Consider the following 17,929-nt stretch of genomic DNA (forward strand, 5'->3'; position numbering starts at 1 on the left):
CCCAGGTGTATGTCCTCGACGCACAGTTGCAGCCGGTCCCCAAGGGCGTGCCTGGCGATCTCTATCTTGCCGGCGAAGGACTGGCAAGAGGCTACTTCCACAAACCAGCGTTGACCGCCGAACGCTTTGTGGCGCACCCATTCGTGCCAGGCAAGCGCCTATATCGCTCCGGCGACCTGGCGCGCTGGCGCAACGATGGTGAGCTGGAGTTCCTTGGGCGCCAGGACCACCAAGTCAAGGTGCGGGGTTTCCGCGTGGAATTGGGCGAGATCGAGTCACAACTGACCCGATTGCCCGGCGTCGTCCAGGCCGTCGTCATCGCAAGAGAAGATTCTGCCGGGCAGAAACAGATAGTCGCCTACGCAGTGCCATCACCGGGCACGCATCCAGAAACATCGCAATGGCGACACGCTCTTGCGAGCACGCTCCCGGACTACATGGTACCCGCGTCTATCGTGCTGCTCGACGCGATTCCCTTGACCACCAACGGCAAACTCGACCGCAAAGCGTTACCCGCACCGGACTACTCCGATCATGCAGGGCGCACCCCAAGGACGCCACAGGAGACGCGACTTGCGGAGCTGTTCGCCGAAGTACTGGATCTGCCGCAGGTGGGCATCGATGAAAGCTTCTTTGATCTGGGCGGCCACTCGCTGCTGGCTACCCGATTGGTATCGAAGGTTCGCGCACTATTCGGTATAGAGCTTGGTATCCGCGTGTTGTTCGAGCATCCGACCGTGGCCGCACTGGCCACTCAGATCGATCAGGCGGATATCGGGCGTGTGGCGCTTGGTCCCATGCCGCGAGGAGACCGTCTGCCACTCTCGTATGCCCAGCAGCGCTTGTGGTTTATCGAGCAGTTGGAAGGCCCCAGTGCCACCTACAATATTCCGCTGGCGCTACGACTGACCGGCGACCTGGATATCGACGCTTTACGTGTCGCGCTCGGCGACCTGCTTGATCGGCACGAAAGCCTGCGCACGCTTTTCACTCAGATTGATGGTGTGGCGTATCAGAGCATTGTCCCCGATGCCGAGCGACTATTCGCGTGGCGCGCCATGGATGTGCCCTCCAGTCAACTCCAGGCAACCCTGGCCAGTGAAGCGTCTACGCCTTTCGATCTGTCGAAGGAGCTGCCTCTTCGCGCGGCGCTCTTCCGTGAGTCGCCCCAACAACACGTATTGCTTCTTGTACTTCACCATATCGCCGGTGACGGTTTGTCCCTGTCGCCGTTGCTGAACGACCTGGCCCTGGCTTATCGCGCGCGACATGACCGACAGATGCCGCAGTGGTCGCCCCTGCCAGTGCAGTATGCAGATTACACGCTGTGGCAACACGAATTATTGGGTAGCGAGGGCGATCCGAACAGTTTGCTTACCATACAGAGCGATCACTGGCGCAAGGCGCTCGGGGGCGCGCCAGAGCAGGTATTTCTGCCGACCGACTACGCAAGGCCAGCTGTCGCCAGTAATCGCGGAGGATCGGTGGCATTCCATGTGGACGCGGACACGCATGCGCGCCTGCTCGCGATCGCCCATGACTGCGGCGCCACGCTCTTCATGGTTCTGCACGCAGCATTCGCATTGTTCTTGAGCAAACTGGGCGCTGGCAAGGATGTGGTCATCGGCAGCCCCGTGGGTGGGCGAACCGATGAGAACCTGAGCGAGCTTATCGGCTTCTTCATCAACACCTTGGTGTTACGCCTGGATCTTTCCGGAAACCCTGACTTTCTCGAACTCATAAATCGTGCTCGCGAAACGGATCTGGCGGCATACAGCAACCAGGACATTCCTTTCGAGCGATTGGTTGAGATACTCAAGCCAAAACGTTCGCTGTCTCATCAACCGCTGTTCCAGGTCATGCTGGATCTACAAAATGGCAGCGGCTCGGAGTTCGAGCTGCCCGGCGTGGAGATTGCCTATGAAGCGATCGGCGTACGCACGGTCAAATGCGATCTCGACCTTGTCTTCGTCGAACGGCGCGATCCGATTGGCCGCGCCCAAGGCATGGATGCATCGCTGGACTATGCTACTGATCTGTTCTCCGAATCCAGCGTGCAAGGCTTTGCTGATCGATTGACCCGGCTGTTGACCGAGTTGGCTCGCCGCCCGGGCGATCCGCTGTCGTCTCATGGCCTGATCGATGCGAACGAGTGGAAAGCGCTGTTTGGTAGCGTTCATGCCGAATCTCGGTCACAGCCGCCCTACTCGACGATTGAACGCTTCGAATTGCAGGTGCGCGAGACTCCGCAAGCCATCGCAGTCAGTGATGGCCATCTAGACATCACTTATGAAGAACTCAACCGGCGTGCCAATGCGCTGGCTCATCGCCTTATCGGCGAAGGCATCGGACCCGAGCAGTTTGTTGCCATCGCCCAGCCGCGCTCAATCGACTTCATAGTTTCCATTCTGGCCGTTCTCAAGAGTGGCGCCGGCTATCTTCCCCTGGATTTGAATTATCCTGCCGAGCGGCTTCGACTGATGCTAGAGGATGCTCACCCCGCGCTGGTACTGGGGCATTCGCAAGGCCACGCATGGCTATCGGCCAATTATCGTTGCCTGAATACGGATGAAGACGAACTGTTGCAGGCCAATCCTGAGTTGCCTGACCCCGACAACAACAGCCGTACGCGGCCACTGCTTCCTGGGCATCCCGCCTATGTGATCTATACGTCCGGCTCGACGGGGCGCCCCAAGGGGGTGATCGTCTCGCATACCAGCCTGAGTCAATTTGTAGCCTGGGGCTGTACACACTTCGGTAAGCGCCTCAAGCACACCTGGTTAGCCACCTCGTTCTGCTTCGATGTGTCTGTGTTCGAACTGTTTGCGCCACTGTGCAGTGGTGGCCACGCAAGACTGGCGTCTGATGTACTGGCCTTGGCGGATCAGCCGGCCGCACATATGGCCGGAAGCCTCATCAGCACGGTACCCTCTGCGCTCCAGGCAGTGCTGGAACAAGGTCTGTCGTTGGCCGATGTTCACACCGTCGTGCTTGCTGGCGAAGCGCTGCCGATGGCTTTAGTCAGCGATATCGCCGCTCGTTGGCCAGACTGCAGGGTGACCAACCTGTATGGACCGACAGAAGCCACGGTCTACGCTACCGGCTGGGATTGGCTGGGCGGGTCGGGTGGAAGCATCGGCAAACCCTTGACCCATGTGCACGCCTACGTGCTGGATGCGGATTTGCAGCCGGTACCTCCGGGCGTTCCAGGCGAGCTTTACCTGGGTGGCAATGGCCTAGCGCGCGGATACCTGCACCGGCCCGCACTGACTGCCGAGCGCTTTGTTGCCGATCCTTACATACCAGGCCGGCGCATGTACCGCACCGGGGACCTCGTACGCTGGCTGCCCAGTGGGGAACTGGATTTTCTCGGTCGTGTAGATCACCAGGTCAAGATTCGAGGCTACCGTATTGAACTGGCTGAAGTTGAGACGGCACTGGCTAAACTGCCGAGCGTCCGACAATGCGTGGTTGTTTCCCGCGAGCGCGAAGATGCCACACCCGCGTTGATTGGCTATGTGGTGTCCGACGCCTCAGCACCATTGGACACGGATCAACTACGCCGTGAGATGGCGCGAACCCTTCCCGATTACATGGTTCCGTCCATCCTGGTGGCCCTTGAAACACTGCCTTTGAACGTCAACGGAAAACTGGACCGCAGTGCATTGCCGGCTCCAGAGTATTCCACGCTGACCACGAGAGCGCCTCGTACGCCACAAGAAAGCATACTTGCTTCCTTGTTTGCCGAAGTACTCGGCCTGAGCAACGTGGACGTTGAAGAGAGTTTCTTCGACCTCGGCGGACACTCCCTGCTCGCCACACGTCTTATTAGTCGAATCCGTACGACGCTGGACGTCGAACTGGCAATACAGACGTTGTTTGAACATCCTTCCGTCGCAGCCATGGCGCGGGAAATAGGCGCGGCCTCGCGTGGCCGGGCGCCGTTACGGCCGACGCAACGGACGGAACACATGCCGCTGTCGTATCCGCAGCAACGGCTGTGGTTTATTCAGGAGCTTGAAGGACCAGGAGCGGCTTACAACATTCCTCTAGCGCTGCGTCTGCATGGAAATCTGGATCGCCAGGCGCTGCTTGCGGCTGTACAAGACCTGTCGCAGAGGCATGAAAGCCTGCGCACTGTGTTTATCCAGACGTCGGCGGGCCCGGTACAGCGCGTGATGGAACTGGACCAGCTCGCCGTGGCATGGCGGGAAGCCTCCGTGGGCGAAGATGCCCTGCAGGAGGCGATCATCCAAGCGGCTTCGGAAGGTTTCGATCTACGAAATCAGTACCCATTGCGAGCTCACCTGTTTACGTTGGGTGAGCATGAACACGTGCTGTTGCTCGTTCTGCATCACATCGCAGGTGACGGCTGGTCATTGGCACCGCTACTGAGCGATCTGAGTCATGCATATGAGAAGCGGACTCAGGGCCAAACGCCCACATGGAAGCCCTTGCCGATTCAGTATGTCGACTACAGCGCCTGGCAGCGCGAATGGCTCGGCAGCGAGACCGACCCCTCCAGTGTGATCGGCAAGCAATGCAGCTACTGGACGCAGCAACTCGAGGGCATCCCCGATCAGCTGAACCTGCCGCTGGATCGCCCTCGCCCCTCGATCGCCAGCCATCAGGGCGATGTAGTGAGATTCCATCTCGATGCAGACCTTCATGGAAGCCTGCTTCGACTGGCCCGCGAGGAGCATGCCACGCTCTTCATGGTGCTTCATGCGGCATTTGCGCTGCTACTGAGCAAGCTTGGCGCGGGAGTCGACATTCCGATCGGCACGCCGATTGCCGGGCGCACCGATGACGCGCTTCATGACATGGTCGGCTTCTTCCTCAACACGCTTGTACTGCGGACCGACCTTTCGGGCCAGCCGACATTCCGAGAGCTTCTCAAGAGGGTCCGCCAGACAGATCTGGCGGCGTACGCGCACCAGGACGTTCCCTTTGAACGTCTCGTGGAAATCCTCAATCCAACCCGCTCACTATCCCGACAGCCACTGTTCCAGGTGATGTTGGTGTTGCAGAACAGTCCCGCCAGTGACTTGGCGTTGCCGGATTTAGCGGTGCAGCCTCTGGAAATCGGCAAATCGCAGGCTAAATTCGACTTGCGACTGGCCATGGGCGAGCTATGGGATGCGGATCACCAACCAGCTGGCCTGGCTGCGGAACTGGAGTTTTCCACAGATCTGTTCGACGCCGATTCCATGCAGTTGCTGGTGGCACGCCTGAGCGGCCTCCTGCATCGTATCGCCCTCGACCCCGAGTGCTCGGCCGCCTCATTCGCACTTCTTGACTCGAACGAACACCGCCTTCTTGAGGAATGGAACGCTACATCCGAGACACGCGAGCCCATGACACTGGGCGCCCTCTTCGAGCAGCAGGCAGCGCAATCCCCACAAGACATCGCTGTGACCTTGGGTGATCGCTCGCTGTCCTATGCGCAGCTCAATGGTCGCGCCAACCAACTGGCCCATCACTTGATTGCCAGCGGCCTGAAGATCGAGGACCGGGTCGCGCTGGCGATGCCCAGATCGATCGAGCTGGTGGTGGCCATGCTAGCTATCATGAAGGCTGGTGGAACCTACCTGCCGATTGACCCGAATTACCCGATAGAGCGTATCGCGTCCATGATAGAAGACGCTCGCCCGGCACTCGGCTTGACGGTCCATGGCGCTCGATCCTGCCTGCCTCCCGACATGCCGTTGTTGTTGCTTGACGAGCCTTGGCATGACGGCGCACTTCGTGACGACAATCCAACGGATGGTGACAGGCCATCCAGGCTGCTTGCCGAACATGCCGCCTATGTCATCTACACCTCGGGATCTACCGGAAGGCCCAAGGGAGTATGCATACCGCATCGCAATGCAGCCGGCTACCTGCGATTCCTGGCGAGCAACTATGCGATCGGCAGGCAGGATGCGGTACTCAACATGACCTCGGTGTCATTCGATCCTTCCATTCGTGACATTCTGTGCCCCCTGGTCTCCGGTGCCCGTCTGATCATGATGGAGCACGAAGATGCCCGGAATCCTTCAGCCTGTCTGCGCACGCTGAGCGAATATGGTGTCACGACTATCCTGAGCGTCACCCCGAGCTTCCTTGCCGAACTGGTCACTGCCCAGGAAGTGAAACCCGTATCGTTGGCTTTGCGGCAGGTGCTTACGTGTGGCGAATTGCTGCAAGGCGCCCTGCTGGTCCGTTCCATGACGGCGCTGCACTGCGCTGTACTGTCGAATCAATACGGTCCTACCGAATGCACCATGACCTCTACCTGGAAAGCATTCAAGGCCGGCGAACAGATTCAAGGCCCTGTGCCTATTGGTCGTTTGGTGGACAACGCTCAGGCTTATGTGCTGGATGCATGGCTGCAACCGGTACCACCAGGAACCCCAGGAGAGCTGTATCTGACCGGCGATGGCTTGGCGAGAGGGTATCTATTTCGACCGGGCCTCACCGCGGAGCGCTTCGTCGCCAATCCCTTCGTGCCAGGCGCACGCATGTATCGTACCGGCGATCTTGTGCGCTGGCTTGCACATGGAGATCTTGATTTCCTTGGCCGCGTCGATCATCAGGTCAAACTTCGCGGCTTCCGTATTGAGCCAGGAGAGATCGAGGCCACTGTCACCGACCAGCCGAACGTGGCGCAGTGCGCCGTCATTGTCCGCGATGAGGCCGGTGAACAGCGGCTGATTGCCTATGTCGTGCCCAAGGAGGGGCAATCTGTCGATCCAGACGTATTGCGCACGCGCCTGGCCGCTCGTTTACCGGATTACATGGTTCCAGCAGCCGTGATATGCCTGGATGCATTTCCGCTGACACCCAACGGCAAGCTCGATCGCAAAGCGCTGCCCGCCCCCATTTATGGAAGTCGTGAAGGTCGGACACCCCGCACGCCCCATGAATCGGTCATCGCGGATCTATTCGCCGAGGTGCTTGGCCTGGTCCGGGTGCATATCGACGATAACTTCTTCGATCTCGGTGGACATTCGCTACTGGCCACAAGGCTGGTCAGCAGGATCCGCGCAACGCTGGACATCGAGACGACGATCCGATCGATATTCGAACACCCGACCGTGGCGCAGCTCTGCGCGGTGCTTCATGGAGAGCAGCATTCGCGATCGCCATTGTCGGCGCAGTCGCGGCCTGATCCACTGCCGCTATCGTTTGCCCAACAACGCCTGTGGTTCATCCAGCAGATGGATGAACAGGGCGATGCCTACCATATCCCCCTGGCTTTACGCATGCGTGGCCCAGTCGATAGCCAGGCCATGCAGTTGGCTCTGCTGGATGTCGTCGAGCGCCATGAGAGTCTCAGGACGCTTCTGGTCGAACATCACGGCCGGGCGAGCCAGCAGGTCGTATCGGTGGATGCAAGCGACTGGTTTTCACGCATGGAGCTATCGGAAGAGCAGCTTGCAGAAGCGCTTACGGCTTATATATCGCAGCGGTTCGATCTAGCCACGCAATTACCCATTCGTGCTTGCCTGCTTCGCGTGGATCAGTACGACCACGTGCTTATGATCGTATTGCATCATGTGGCCGCCGACGGCTGGTCGATCGGTCCGCTGCTGCGCGACTTGTCGCGAGCTTATGGCGCACGACTGAACGAGCAACCTCCTGCATGGGCTGCCTTGCCCGTGCAGTATGCTGACTATGCGCTGTGGCAGCGCGACCTGTTGGGCAATCACAACGACCCCGGCAGTCTGGCCTGGAAGCAATGGGATTACTGGCGGCAACAGCTTGACGGTCTTCCCGAGTACATCCAGTTGCCGTTTGATCGCCCCCGACCCACGGTGCCAAGCCAGCGCGCTGACACCGTGCGCTTCACGATCGACAAGGCAATGCAACAATCGCTGTCTGAACTCGCGCGCCAGCAGAACGCCACCTTGTTCATGGTGCTTCATGCAGCGTTTTCTCTATTGTTGCATCGATTGGGCGCGGGTGAGGACATTGCCATCGGCACACCGATTGCCGGGCGAACCGATGCTGCTCTGCATGATCTGGTGGGATTATTTGTCAACACGCTGGTATTGCGCACGGACGTTTCCGGCGACCCGACCTTCGAAGAACTGGTTCAGCGAGCCAGAGCAGTAGATCTTGCCGCCTATGCTCACCAGGACATTCCCTTCGAGAGGCTTGTCGAACTGCTCAATCCCGCGCGGTCTCTCGCACATCAACCCCTGTTCCAGGTCATGTTGGTATTGCAGAACCAGCAGATGGGCGCGGTGGAGTTCGCGGGAGTGGAGATCGATTCATTGGCGTTGTCCAAGGCAACGGCTAAATTCGATCTACGGCTGAGCCTTGCAGAGTATGCAGACGAGACGGGTTCACCTTCGGGTATGGCCGCGGAACTCGAATACAGTTGCGACGTGTTCGAGCGCGATACTGTTGCGCAGATGGCTCGACGGTTCGAACAGATCCTCGTCGATGCCGTGGCCACGCCAACACGTCGTGCGAGTAGTTTCGATCTGGTCGGTGATGATGAACGACGGAATATGACACAATGGAATGACAGCGATCATGGATTCGATGATGCAGCTTTGCATGTTCGCTTCGAGCGACAGGTCGATCGAACGCCGCATGCTGTAGCGCTGGTGTTCGAAGGCCGAACGCTTACTTATAGTGAGCTGAATGCGCTTGCCAACCGCCAAGCAAGATATTTGCAATCGCGGGGGGCGGCACCCGAACAGATCGTTGCCATTGCGCTTCCGCGATCCATCGAACTGGTTGTAGCGCTGATGGCTGTCTTGAAGACCGGAGCGGCATATCTTCCCCTTGACCTGGACTACCCGCGTGAACGCCTGGGTTACATGCTTGAGCAGGCACGCGCAGTATGCGTGTTGAGTCGAAACGATGTTGCTGGCGCCCTTCCCCAGGGCACCGCGACGTGGCTGGTCGACAAAGAAAACTGCCACCTTCATGCCCCAGGAAACCTGCAAGATGTCACCGTTCCGACAGGACATCCTGCATACGTGATCTACACTTCAGGATCGACTGGACGGCCCAAGGGAGTTGCCGTCAGCCATCGTGCAATCGCCAACCGGTTGCAGTGGATGCAGGACGCATATGGCCTTGCGCAAGACGACGTGGTCTTGCAGAAGACACCGGCGGGATTCGACGTTTCGGTATGGGAATTCTTCTGGCCACTTCTCGAAGGTGCCCGCCTGGTTGTCGCCCGCCCAGGTGGCCACAAAGAGCCGGCTTACCTCGTAGACCTGATCAGGCAGCAGGCGGTAACCACGCTCCATTTCGTCCCGTCCATGTTACAGGCCATTCTCGGCGAGGAAGAGCTTTCACAGTGCAGTAGCGTACGGCGGATCATCTGTAGTGGCGAGGCGCTGCAAGTCCAAACGGTACAGGCGTTGCAACGTCGGCTGCCCGTGATCGTCCACAATCTCTACGGGCCGACCGAGGCTGCTGTCGACGTCACGGCCTTCTCCTGCCTACCCGGCAAATCGTTGGATAGCGTTCCGATCGGCCTGCCCATATGGAACACGAAGTTGCATGTACTTGACACCCGCCTGAGGCAGGTGCCGCTTGGCGTTCCAGGCGAACTGTACCTGGCGGGCGAAGGTCTCGCGCGTGGCTACGTGCACCGTGCGGCCCTCACGGCAGAGCGCTTCGTCGCCAACCCATTTGCGATGGGAGAGCGCATGTATCGCACGGGGGATCTGGTGCGATGGCGAAAGGATGGTCAACTGGAATACCTCGGACGAACAGATCACCAGGTCAAGCTCCGCGGTTTGCGTATTGAACTGGGTGAAATCGAGACTGCCCTGCTCAGCCAGCCAGGCGTCGACCAATGCACCGCTTTGATCTATAAAAGCGATGAAGACCACGCCCAGATCGTTGCCTACGTCGTGGCAGGCCCGCAGTATTCTGTCAGCGCTGATTCCCTCAAACGAGCCGTATCCGATCAACTGCCCGACTACATGGTGCCAGCGGCAATCATGTTGCTCGATGCATTCCCTCTTGGCCCCAACGGCAAGCTTGATCGCAAGGCGTTGCCTATGCCTTACCGGGTATCGGAGCCAACCCGTGCACCTCGATCCATCGAGGAGCAGGTTCTGGTCGCCCTATTCGCCGATGTACTGGGTCTTGAGCAAGTTGGCGTCGACGATAGCTTTTTCGACCTTGGAGGAGATAGCATTCGCTCCATCCAGTTGGTCAGTCGTGCTCGCAGAGCGGGTCTTCTCATTACCCCCCGGCAGGTCTTGCAATGCAAGAGCGTTGCGAACCTGGCGCTTGTCGCGCAAGCGGTGGAATCTGCATCGTCCTTGGAAAGTGATGGCACGGGCGTCCTGGCCGCCACTCCCATCATGCACGAGCTATTTGAGCGTGGCGGTTATGGAGCCAGGAATTACCAGCATTTCCTGATACAAGCGCCCGCGAGCATGACCATGTCACTGCTTGAGAACATGGCGCAAGCCATGCTTGACCGACACGACATATTGAGGTTGCGTGTAGCCGTTGACGGCCATATGGAAATTCTGCCGACAGGTTCGGTAAGCGCAACACAAGGTGTCCGTCGCGTCGGGATGACCGGGCACTCGACAGCCGAGCGTGAGGCTCTGCTACAACAGGAGGTCGCGTTCGCCCAGGCGCGCATCGATCCGACCTCGGCAAACCAAATGCAATGGGTGTGGTTCCAGGACCACGCCCAGGCGCCTGGCTGGCTATTGCTGTGCTTCCATCACATGGTCATGGACCCGGTGTCGTGGCGAATCATGCAACCCGAACTGAGCATGCTGTTTGACGCCTTGTCCAGGGGTGAAGCTCCTCGCTGGTTGCATACCGGCACGTCCTACCGTCAATGGTCCAACCATCTGGCCTCATTGGCCGCAAGTGCTGAGCTTCAATCGGAGCTTCCGTACTGGGAGCAAGTGGCCGCGACAGAAGATCGCCTGATTTCATCGCGCCCATTGCGCCGCCAGCCTGTGGACGGCGATTGCCGCTATACACACCTGGACATTGCCCTCCCTGCTGACACTACAAGCCATCTCCTTGAGCGAGTCCATGGCGAGCTGGCCGCTTCGGTCAACGACGTGTTGGTTGCCGCTTTCGCCCTGACAATCGCCCGATGGCGAGTCGCGCGAGGCGAGGAACTCCCCTCCGTCGTTCGTTTTGATATGGAAGGCCACGGCCGCGAATCCGATACCGACGATCTGGACCTGACCCGCACACTCGGCTGGTTTACGAGCATGTATCCGGTAAGCATTCCCCTTGGCGCGGGCATGGCCGATCACAGCATGAGCGACCCCGCCCAACATGCCGCACTGGTTGCGAATGTTCGGGATTACCTGAATCGGATTCCACGCAAGGGCATGGGCTATGGCGTGTTGCGATATCTCAACCCCGGAAGCGCCGTACGCCTGAAGAAATACGCGCCCTCACAATGTGTATTCAACTATCTGGGACGCATACGCCTGACTGAATCGTGCGATTGGGAGCTTATACCCCAAGGCGTCAATGTTGGCGCGCGCGATCCAGAGCTCGCCTTGCCTTACACCATTCAGTCCATGGCAATTTTGCATGACTCCGACGATGGCGCCACGCTCACCATGCGCTTCGTAGCCGCACAGGACATCTTCGATATCCACGAACTTCAGGAGCTGGCTCGCATATGGACCCAGACGCTGTACGCGTTCGCCGACTCACCCGGGGTGCCAGACAACACCGTGCACCCGAAGAAAGGTGAAATCAACGCATGACACCAGGCATGGCCGCGGTCGTTACCAACTTCTTGCGGCCATCGCCTATTTCAGACATTTGCATTTGGGAGGGAATTCGTCATGAGCAAGACGCTTCTGATCGATAACTACGATTCGTTCACTTACAACCTCGCCCAGCTCATCGCCCGTGCAACGGGCGAGCGTCCTGTCATCGTCAGAAATGACGAGACGACCTGGGAAGCGCTTCGCCATCAAGGGTTCGATCGTGTCGTGGTTTCGCCGGGACCAGGACGACCGCAGTGCCGCGAAGACCTGGGCATATCCGCTGACGTGATCGAGCAAGCGAATGTTCCCATTCTGGGTGTGTGCCTGGGGCATCAGGCGATCGGGCATTTCTTCGGCGCCACCGTCGATCTGGCACCGGAGCCCATTCACGGCCGCTTGAGCGCTGTCAGGCACACCGGCGCAGACCTCTTCCAGGACGTCGACAATCCATTTGAGGCCACGCGCTATCACTCCCTGGCCGTCACGGATCTTCCCGATCATCTGGAGGGAACCGCATGGACCGAAGATGGGACCTTGATGGCGCTTCGCCACGTTGAAAAGCCGATCTGGGGAGTTCAGTTTCATCCTGAATCGATCTGCACGCAATTCGGGGAGAAGTTGATACAGAACTTCTTCAAGCTCAGCGAGCCTTACTGCCGGCGCGCCATGGATACGATCCCCACGACATCGCCGCATGCAGCACACACATCGGCAATGGACTGGAGCCGTACGCAAATGCACGTGCGGCGATATACCAACGCCAAGCTGGAGCCAGCCGAAGCGTTCACGGCACTTTTCGGGGACGGAGAAAATGCATTCTGGTTAGACAGCAGCCGGCCGAACGATACCAACGCGCGATTTTCCTATTTCGGTAATGCACTCGGGCCATACGGTGAGCTACTCGAATATCATTCCTTGTCGCGGCAGCTGACCATTCATTCGCGCCACGGACAGACGGTCCTCCATGAGGATATCTTTGCGTACCTTGAAAGAGAGCTTGCGGTTCGATCAAAACCGCCCATAGAAGATGCGCCTTTTGACTTCAATGGCGGCTACGTGGGCTACTTCGGCTATGAACTGAAGGGCGAGTTGCAGGGAAGCTACGCCTATCCCGCACGCACGCCCGACGCGAGCTGGATATTTGCCGATCGCTTCATTGTCTACGACCACAAGGAACGAGAATATTGGGTGGTCTGCATGGATGATGAGCACGCGCTGAGCGTGGAAAACGAAGGATGGCTTGAGCATGTGAATTTCACGCTGTCGGGCATGATGCGCATCACGCCCGGCACAGCCGATACATTGACCGAGAGCCGGCTTCACAACATTCGTTGGCGACACGAGCCGGAAAAGTATCTTGAGATGATTCGGCAGGCCAAGGAGCTTATCCGTCAAGGTGAAACCTATGAGGTTTGCCTGACGAATGAGCTCACCGCGCAACTCGATGCCGATGCATTGCCCATCTATATGAATCTTCGCTCGGTCAACGCCGTGCCGTTCGGTGCCTATTACCGCTTTGGCAATGTCGATGTGCTTTGCGCGTCGCCGGAACTCTATGTCGAGGTGTCACGAGACGGCGATGTGGAGTCCAAGCCGATCAAGGGCACGGCCCCCCGGCACGCGGACCCGGTAGAGGACCAGCAGATTGCCGAACGGCTGGCGAACAGCGTCAAGGATCGATCGGAAAACCTGATGATCGTCGATCTTCTACGTAATGACCTCAACAGGTGCTGTGAGGTCGAGAGCGTGCATGTCCCCAAGATTTTCCACATTGAATCTTTTGCCACCGTGCATCAGCTGGTAAGCACTATCCGGGGCAAGCTGATGCCAGATCGCACCACGGTGGACTGTGTGCGCGAATCGTTTCCGGGTGGCTCGATGACCGGAGCCCCCAAAGTCCGCACGATGAATATCCTGGATAAGCTTGAGGAAGGGGCACGAGGAATCTATTCCGGGAGCCTTGGCTATCTGGCGCTCAATGGAAGCGCCAAGCTGAATATTGTCATCCGGACCATTGTCAAGATGGGAAGCCACGTATCGATCGGCGCGGGTGGCGCGATCGTCGCCCTGTCCGATCCCGAGGAAGAGCTGGCCGAAGTGCTTTTGAAAGCAAGGGCCCAGATTCGTGTGCTTGAGATGCTCGGCGCCGGAATGACAGCGGACGCCCAGGTGAGTGGCAACGAGAAGAGTTATGAGCTTGCCACCTCAAAATGAGAAATCAAGCATAACCGTGCATGTCGTTATGGAGATAGATTCATGAGCTTTGAGCACGAAATCATCTTGATGCGAAAGAAGATCGACGATATTGATCAGCAATTGATCGACCTGCTCGGTGAGCGGTTCAAATGCTGTTTAAAGGTAGGTGAGCTGAAAAAGCGCTACAGCGAGCCCGTCATGCAACCGGGACGAGTCATGGAAGTGCTAGAGCGTGCTGCCACGGCTGCCCAGCCGTTGGGCATGTCCGGCCAATTTGCTCGCCAGGTCTGGCAACTGATCATCGACGAGGCGTGCCGCATGGAAGAGCAGGCCGATCAATCAAGCCGCGTGCTTTCCGAGGCATGATATGAGCACCGACAACATCCTATGTTCCATGCCATGAAAGAAAGCCCTTTTCCGACGGTTACTCTCATCGGGCATGGTCCGGTAGGACGCATGTTTGGTGACTTGCTGCATGACCACGGTAGCCGTGTAATGCGCTTCGATCGCGTGCCTGCACCCGGGGTTCTTGAGGGCGACGCAAGAATACCCGACGAGACGCTGCTGGAATCGGTAAGACGCAGCGATCTTCTGCTGCTTGCCTTGCCCGAGCCGGTGCTGGCTGATGCCCTAAAGACGCTTGCATCGCATATGCCCCCGCATGCCCTGCTGGTCGAGACAGCATCCGTCAAGACATGCCTCGAGCCCATCAAGCAGGCACAGCTGGCTGGTAGGGAGATATTGGGCATCAACCCCATGTTTGCGCCCTCCTTGGCTATGAAAGGTCGCTCCGTCGCAGTTATCCGCCAACACTACGGCAAGGCGAGCGAGTGTTTCGAGAGCATCCTCGAGAAAGCCGGAGCCGTGCTCGTTGACATGAGCGCTGGGTACCATGACCGTATCGCGGCCAATACCCAGGCCCTCACGCATGCCACGATCCTGGCGTTCGCCGAGGCTCTCAGGCAAAGCGGCTACTCTCTCACAGAGATCCTGGCCGTGGCTCCGCCGCCATTCCGGGTGCTGGCTGCCCTTGTGGCGCGCATGCTCGGACAAAACTCAAACGTGTACCTGGATATCCAATCAGAGAACCCGTATGCCGCCGATGCGCGTCGACGCTTGATTGAAGGAATATCCCATTGCTCGGCGCAAAGCACTGCCACGGATACCCGGGCATTCGCGCTCTGGTTTGAGGACATATCCGGATACTTCGGACCTGAGCAGCGCGATCTCGGGGAGCTTTGCGCGAGCTTGTTCGCCAATATTCCCCTTGTCGATATCGCCCGCGATAACCCGGCCACCAACAATATCTCGATTCAAACGTCAGTCCCAGAGGGAATCTCGTGAGCGAACAGGTCTATTTGAAGAACAGCACCAAGATGGAACCGCTGAGCGCACGCTGGTATGCATGGAGCCACCTTATATCTCCTGTGCAGCACGCCATGAACATGACCTACAGGCATGCGCCGATGTTCCAGTCGTTCATCGCCAACGCTGCAGTCCATGAAGCGGCATCCAACAATCCCAAGATGCTTGGCGGGTCGTTCATGGAATTGAAAAAAACGGATCTTGCATCGATCAAGGACCTGTTCCAGCAAACACAAGGCAATCACGGTCATATGCTTCGTTTTGCCGAGGCTCTGGTTGGCCTGGATCGCCAACTGCAAAGCGAGAAAGGCTTCAGTCTCGATCACGTCTACAATAATTTGCCGACCAATCTCGCTGGCCTGGTCGAGGTCTCTTATGACGTGAACAGCCACCCTGGCATGCGTGTGTTGGAGGAGCTGGCTTACGACAGTGACTTGTGTAATCGAGCAACTCAGGAGATGTCATTCGTCAATATACGTGATGAGGAGCGCAACTTCTTTCTCAACACCCCACGACTGCCGTCCGACAACCGCCTGATTGTGCAGCTTCCATTTCAGGATGGCCGCGTAGATCTACTGGCCAAGGCACGCACGCAAGCCGTGCCGTTTGACGAACTTGTCCAGGCTCTGGATATCGCCACCGACCAGCGCAACCAATTCAGGAATTATTTCACGAACCAGGCGCCGGATCGGAATGCGCCCAACTTTGATGGTGATGGAATCCGCCTCCGATACTTCGGACATGCCTGCGTATTGATCCAAACCAGGGATGTTTCGATCATGATCGATCCATTCCTGACCTGGGATGACGACTATGAAGGCGAAGACCACCTCTGCTTCAATGATCTTCCCGATCATATCGACTACGTCTTCCTGACCCACAACCACCAGGATCACTTCAGTCCCGAACTCCTGCTGCAATTGCGTCAGCGCATCGGGCGGATCCTCGTGCCACGGAACAACCCCCATAACGTGGCCGATCCCTCGATGCGTCTGGCGCTTCGTGCCTTGGGCTTCGAACAGGTGGATATCCTGGACTGGATGGACAGCATTCCGGTTCCTGGCGGTGCAATCACCAGTATTCCATTTTACGGTGAACATGCCGACCTCAGTATCATTAGCAAGCATGGCATGCACCTTCGCCTGCTTGACCATACGTTTCTATTTCTCGCCGATTCTGACTGCAAGGATCGCGCGCTCTACCGGCGTATAGTCTCGCGCCTGGGTAAGGTAGACACGCTGTTCATTGGCATGGAGTGCGATGGAGCGCCATTGACTTGGCTGTACGGTAGCTACCTGAGCAATCCAATCAATCGCAAGGATGATGGATCACGCCGGCTATCGGGCTCAGATGCGGCGCGCGCACAAGCGATCGCCGAAGAGTTCGGATGTTCGAAAGCTTATGTCTATGCCATGGGCCAGGAACCATGGATGCGCTTCGTGGCGGGCCTCCAATATACGCCAGAGAGCAAGCAGATCGTCGAATCCAACAAATTTGTTCAGTCCTGCCTTGAATCAGGTATCGAATCCGAACGCCTATATGGCTGCAGAACCATGGCATTCTGACTGAATCCGGCATCCGACTATCTATTTGGAGAACCATGTGTTTGCTTACTACCTGAATCTTGCGGGGCGAAGCTTACGCAGCCACAAGGTGCTGACCATATTGATGGTACTTACATTGGGCCTGGGCATTGGCGCTTGTATTACCACGTTGACGGTACAGCGGTTGCTGTCGGGCGATCCACTTCCGCAAAAGCATGGCAAGATCTTCTATCCGCAGCTTGATCCTTATCCGGCCAACCAGAGCGCTGGCAATAATGGAAAGTTGCCGCCGACGATGACCTACGTCGACGCGATGAGCCTGGTTAACGCGAATAAGGCCTCCCGCCAAGTCGCTGTGTCATTGATTTCGGCCAAACTCACGCCGGATGTCGCAGGGCGCGGACCCACGACACGCCCCTTCTTCACCGATGGCGTCATAGCCACGTCCGATTTCTTTGGCATATTCGATGTGCCATTCAAATTCGGACATGGCTGGAGCTCACAGGACGACCAAAGCCGGGCAACCGTGGTAGTCATCGCCAAGTTTCTCAACGACAGGATATTTGGCGGAGCCGACAGCACGGGCAAGATACTGCGCATCAACGACCACGATTTCCGCGTTATCGGCGTTGTGGATGACTGGTCGCCGCAGCCGAAATTTTACGCACAGGAGCTTGGTGGTCGAAGCTACGGTGACGGCGACGGCGTATTCATGCCCATCGGAACCGCGCTGGATGCCGGCATGAGCCCGCAGCAAGTCAGCTGCTATGCCGAATCAGACGTCAGCAAGCTTGAAACCGCATCCTGTACGTGGCTTGGCGTATGGCTTCAGTTGGAAAGCCCCCAGGACGTGTCGGCCTACCAAAGCTATCTTGCCGGCTATGCCGCACAGCAGATGTCCCTCGGGCGTTTTCAGAAGTCGTCATCGAGTCTGACTGAGCTCAACGAGTGGCTGGTGCAAGAACATGTAGTACCCAGCGACGTGAAACTTCAATCCTGGCTTGCGCTCGGCTTTTTGCTGGTGTGCATTGTCAATGCGATCGGCTTGTTGCTGGCCAAATGTCTTCGTCGTTCCAATGAAATCGGCGTGCGTCGCGCGTT

At 57.9% G+C, this 17,929-nt stretch carries 6 protein-coding genes and 1 pseudogene; all 7 read left to right on the plus strand.

Annotation, left to right across the window (positions count from 1 at the left end; translation table 11 throughout):
* The first annotated feature begins 5 nt into the window (after positions 1-5).
* Positions 6-11,717: an amino acid adenylation domain-containing protein gene (locus tag VF436_RS05805; protein ID WP_330903071.1), complete on the plus strand. Its 11,712-nt coding sequence runs from the start codon at positions 6-8 to the stop codon at positions 11,715-11,717.
* An 81-nt stretch (positions 11,718-11,798) separates the two neighbouring features.
* Positions 11,799-12,362 (plus strand): annotated as a pseudogene (locus tag VF436_RS05810) (anthranilate synthase component II); the annotation flags it as partial.
* 96 nt (positions 12,363-12,458) lie between these two features.
* Positions 12,459-13,937: an aminodeoxychorismate synthase component I gene (pabB, locus tag VF436_RS05815; RefSeq protein ID WP_330903072.1), complete on the plus strand. Its 1,479-nt coding sequence runs from the start codon at positions 12,459-12,461 to the stop codon at positions 13,935-13,937.
* 42 nt (positions 13,938-13,979) lie between these two features.
* Entirely contained in the window at positions 13,980-14,285 is a 306-nt protein-coding gene (locus VF436_RS05820) for a chorismate mutase (protein ID WP_330903068.1), read from the plus strand.
* Positions 14,286-14,414: 129 nt separating this feature from the next.
* Complete coding sequence (locus tag VF436_RS05825) at positions 14,415-15,263, plus strand: prephenate dehydrogenase dimerization domain-containing protein (protein WP_414649819.1); 849 nt, start codon at positions 14,415-14,417, stop codon at positions 15,261-15,263.
* Positions 15,260-16,849, plus strand: a complete 1,590-nt coding sequence (locus tag VF436_RS05830) for an MBL fold metallo-hydrolase (RefSeq protein ID WP_330903070.1) — start codon at positions 15,260-15,262, stop codon at positions 16,847-16,849. The genes VF436_RS05825 and VF436_RS05830 overlap by 4 nt, the downstream gene beginning before the upstream one ends.
* Before the next feature lie 88 nt (positions 16,850-16,937).
* Positions 16,938-17,929 (plus strand): ABC transporter permease (locus VF436_RS05835; protein ID WP_330903073.1); only part of this gene is annotated, 992 nt, incomplete at its 3' end.

This window comes from Dyella sp., from assembly GCF_036384435.1.
Classification (GTDB): domain Bacteria; phylum Pseudomonadota; class Gammaproteobacteria; order Xanthomonadales; family Rhodanobacteraceae; genus GSA-30.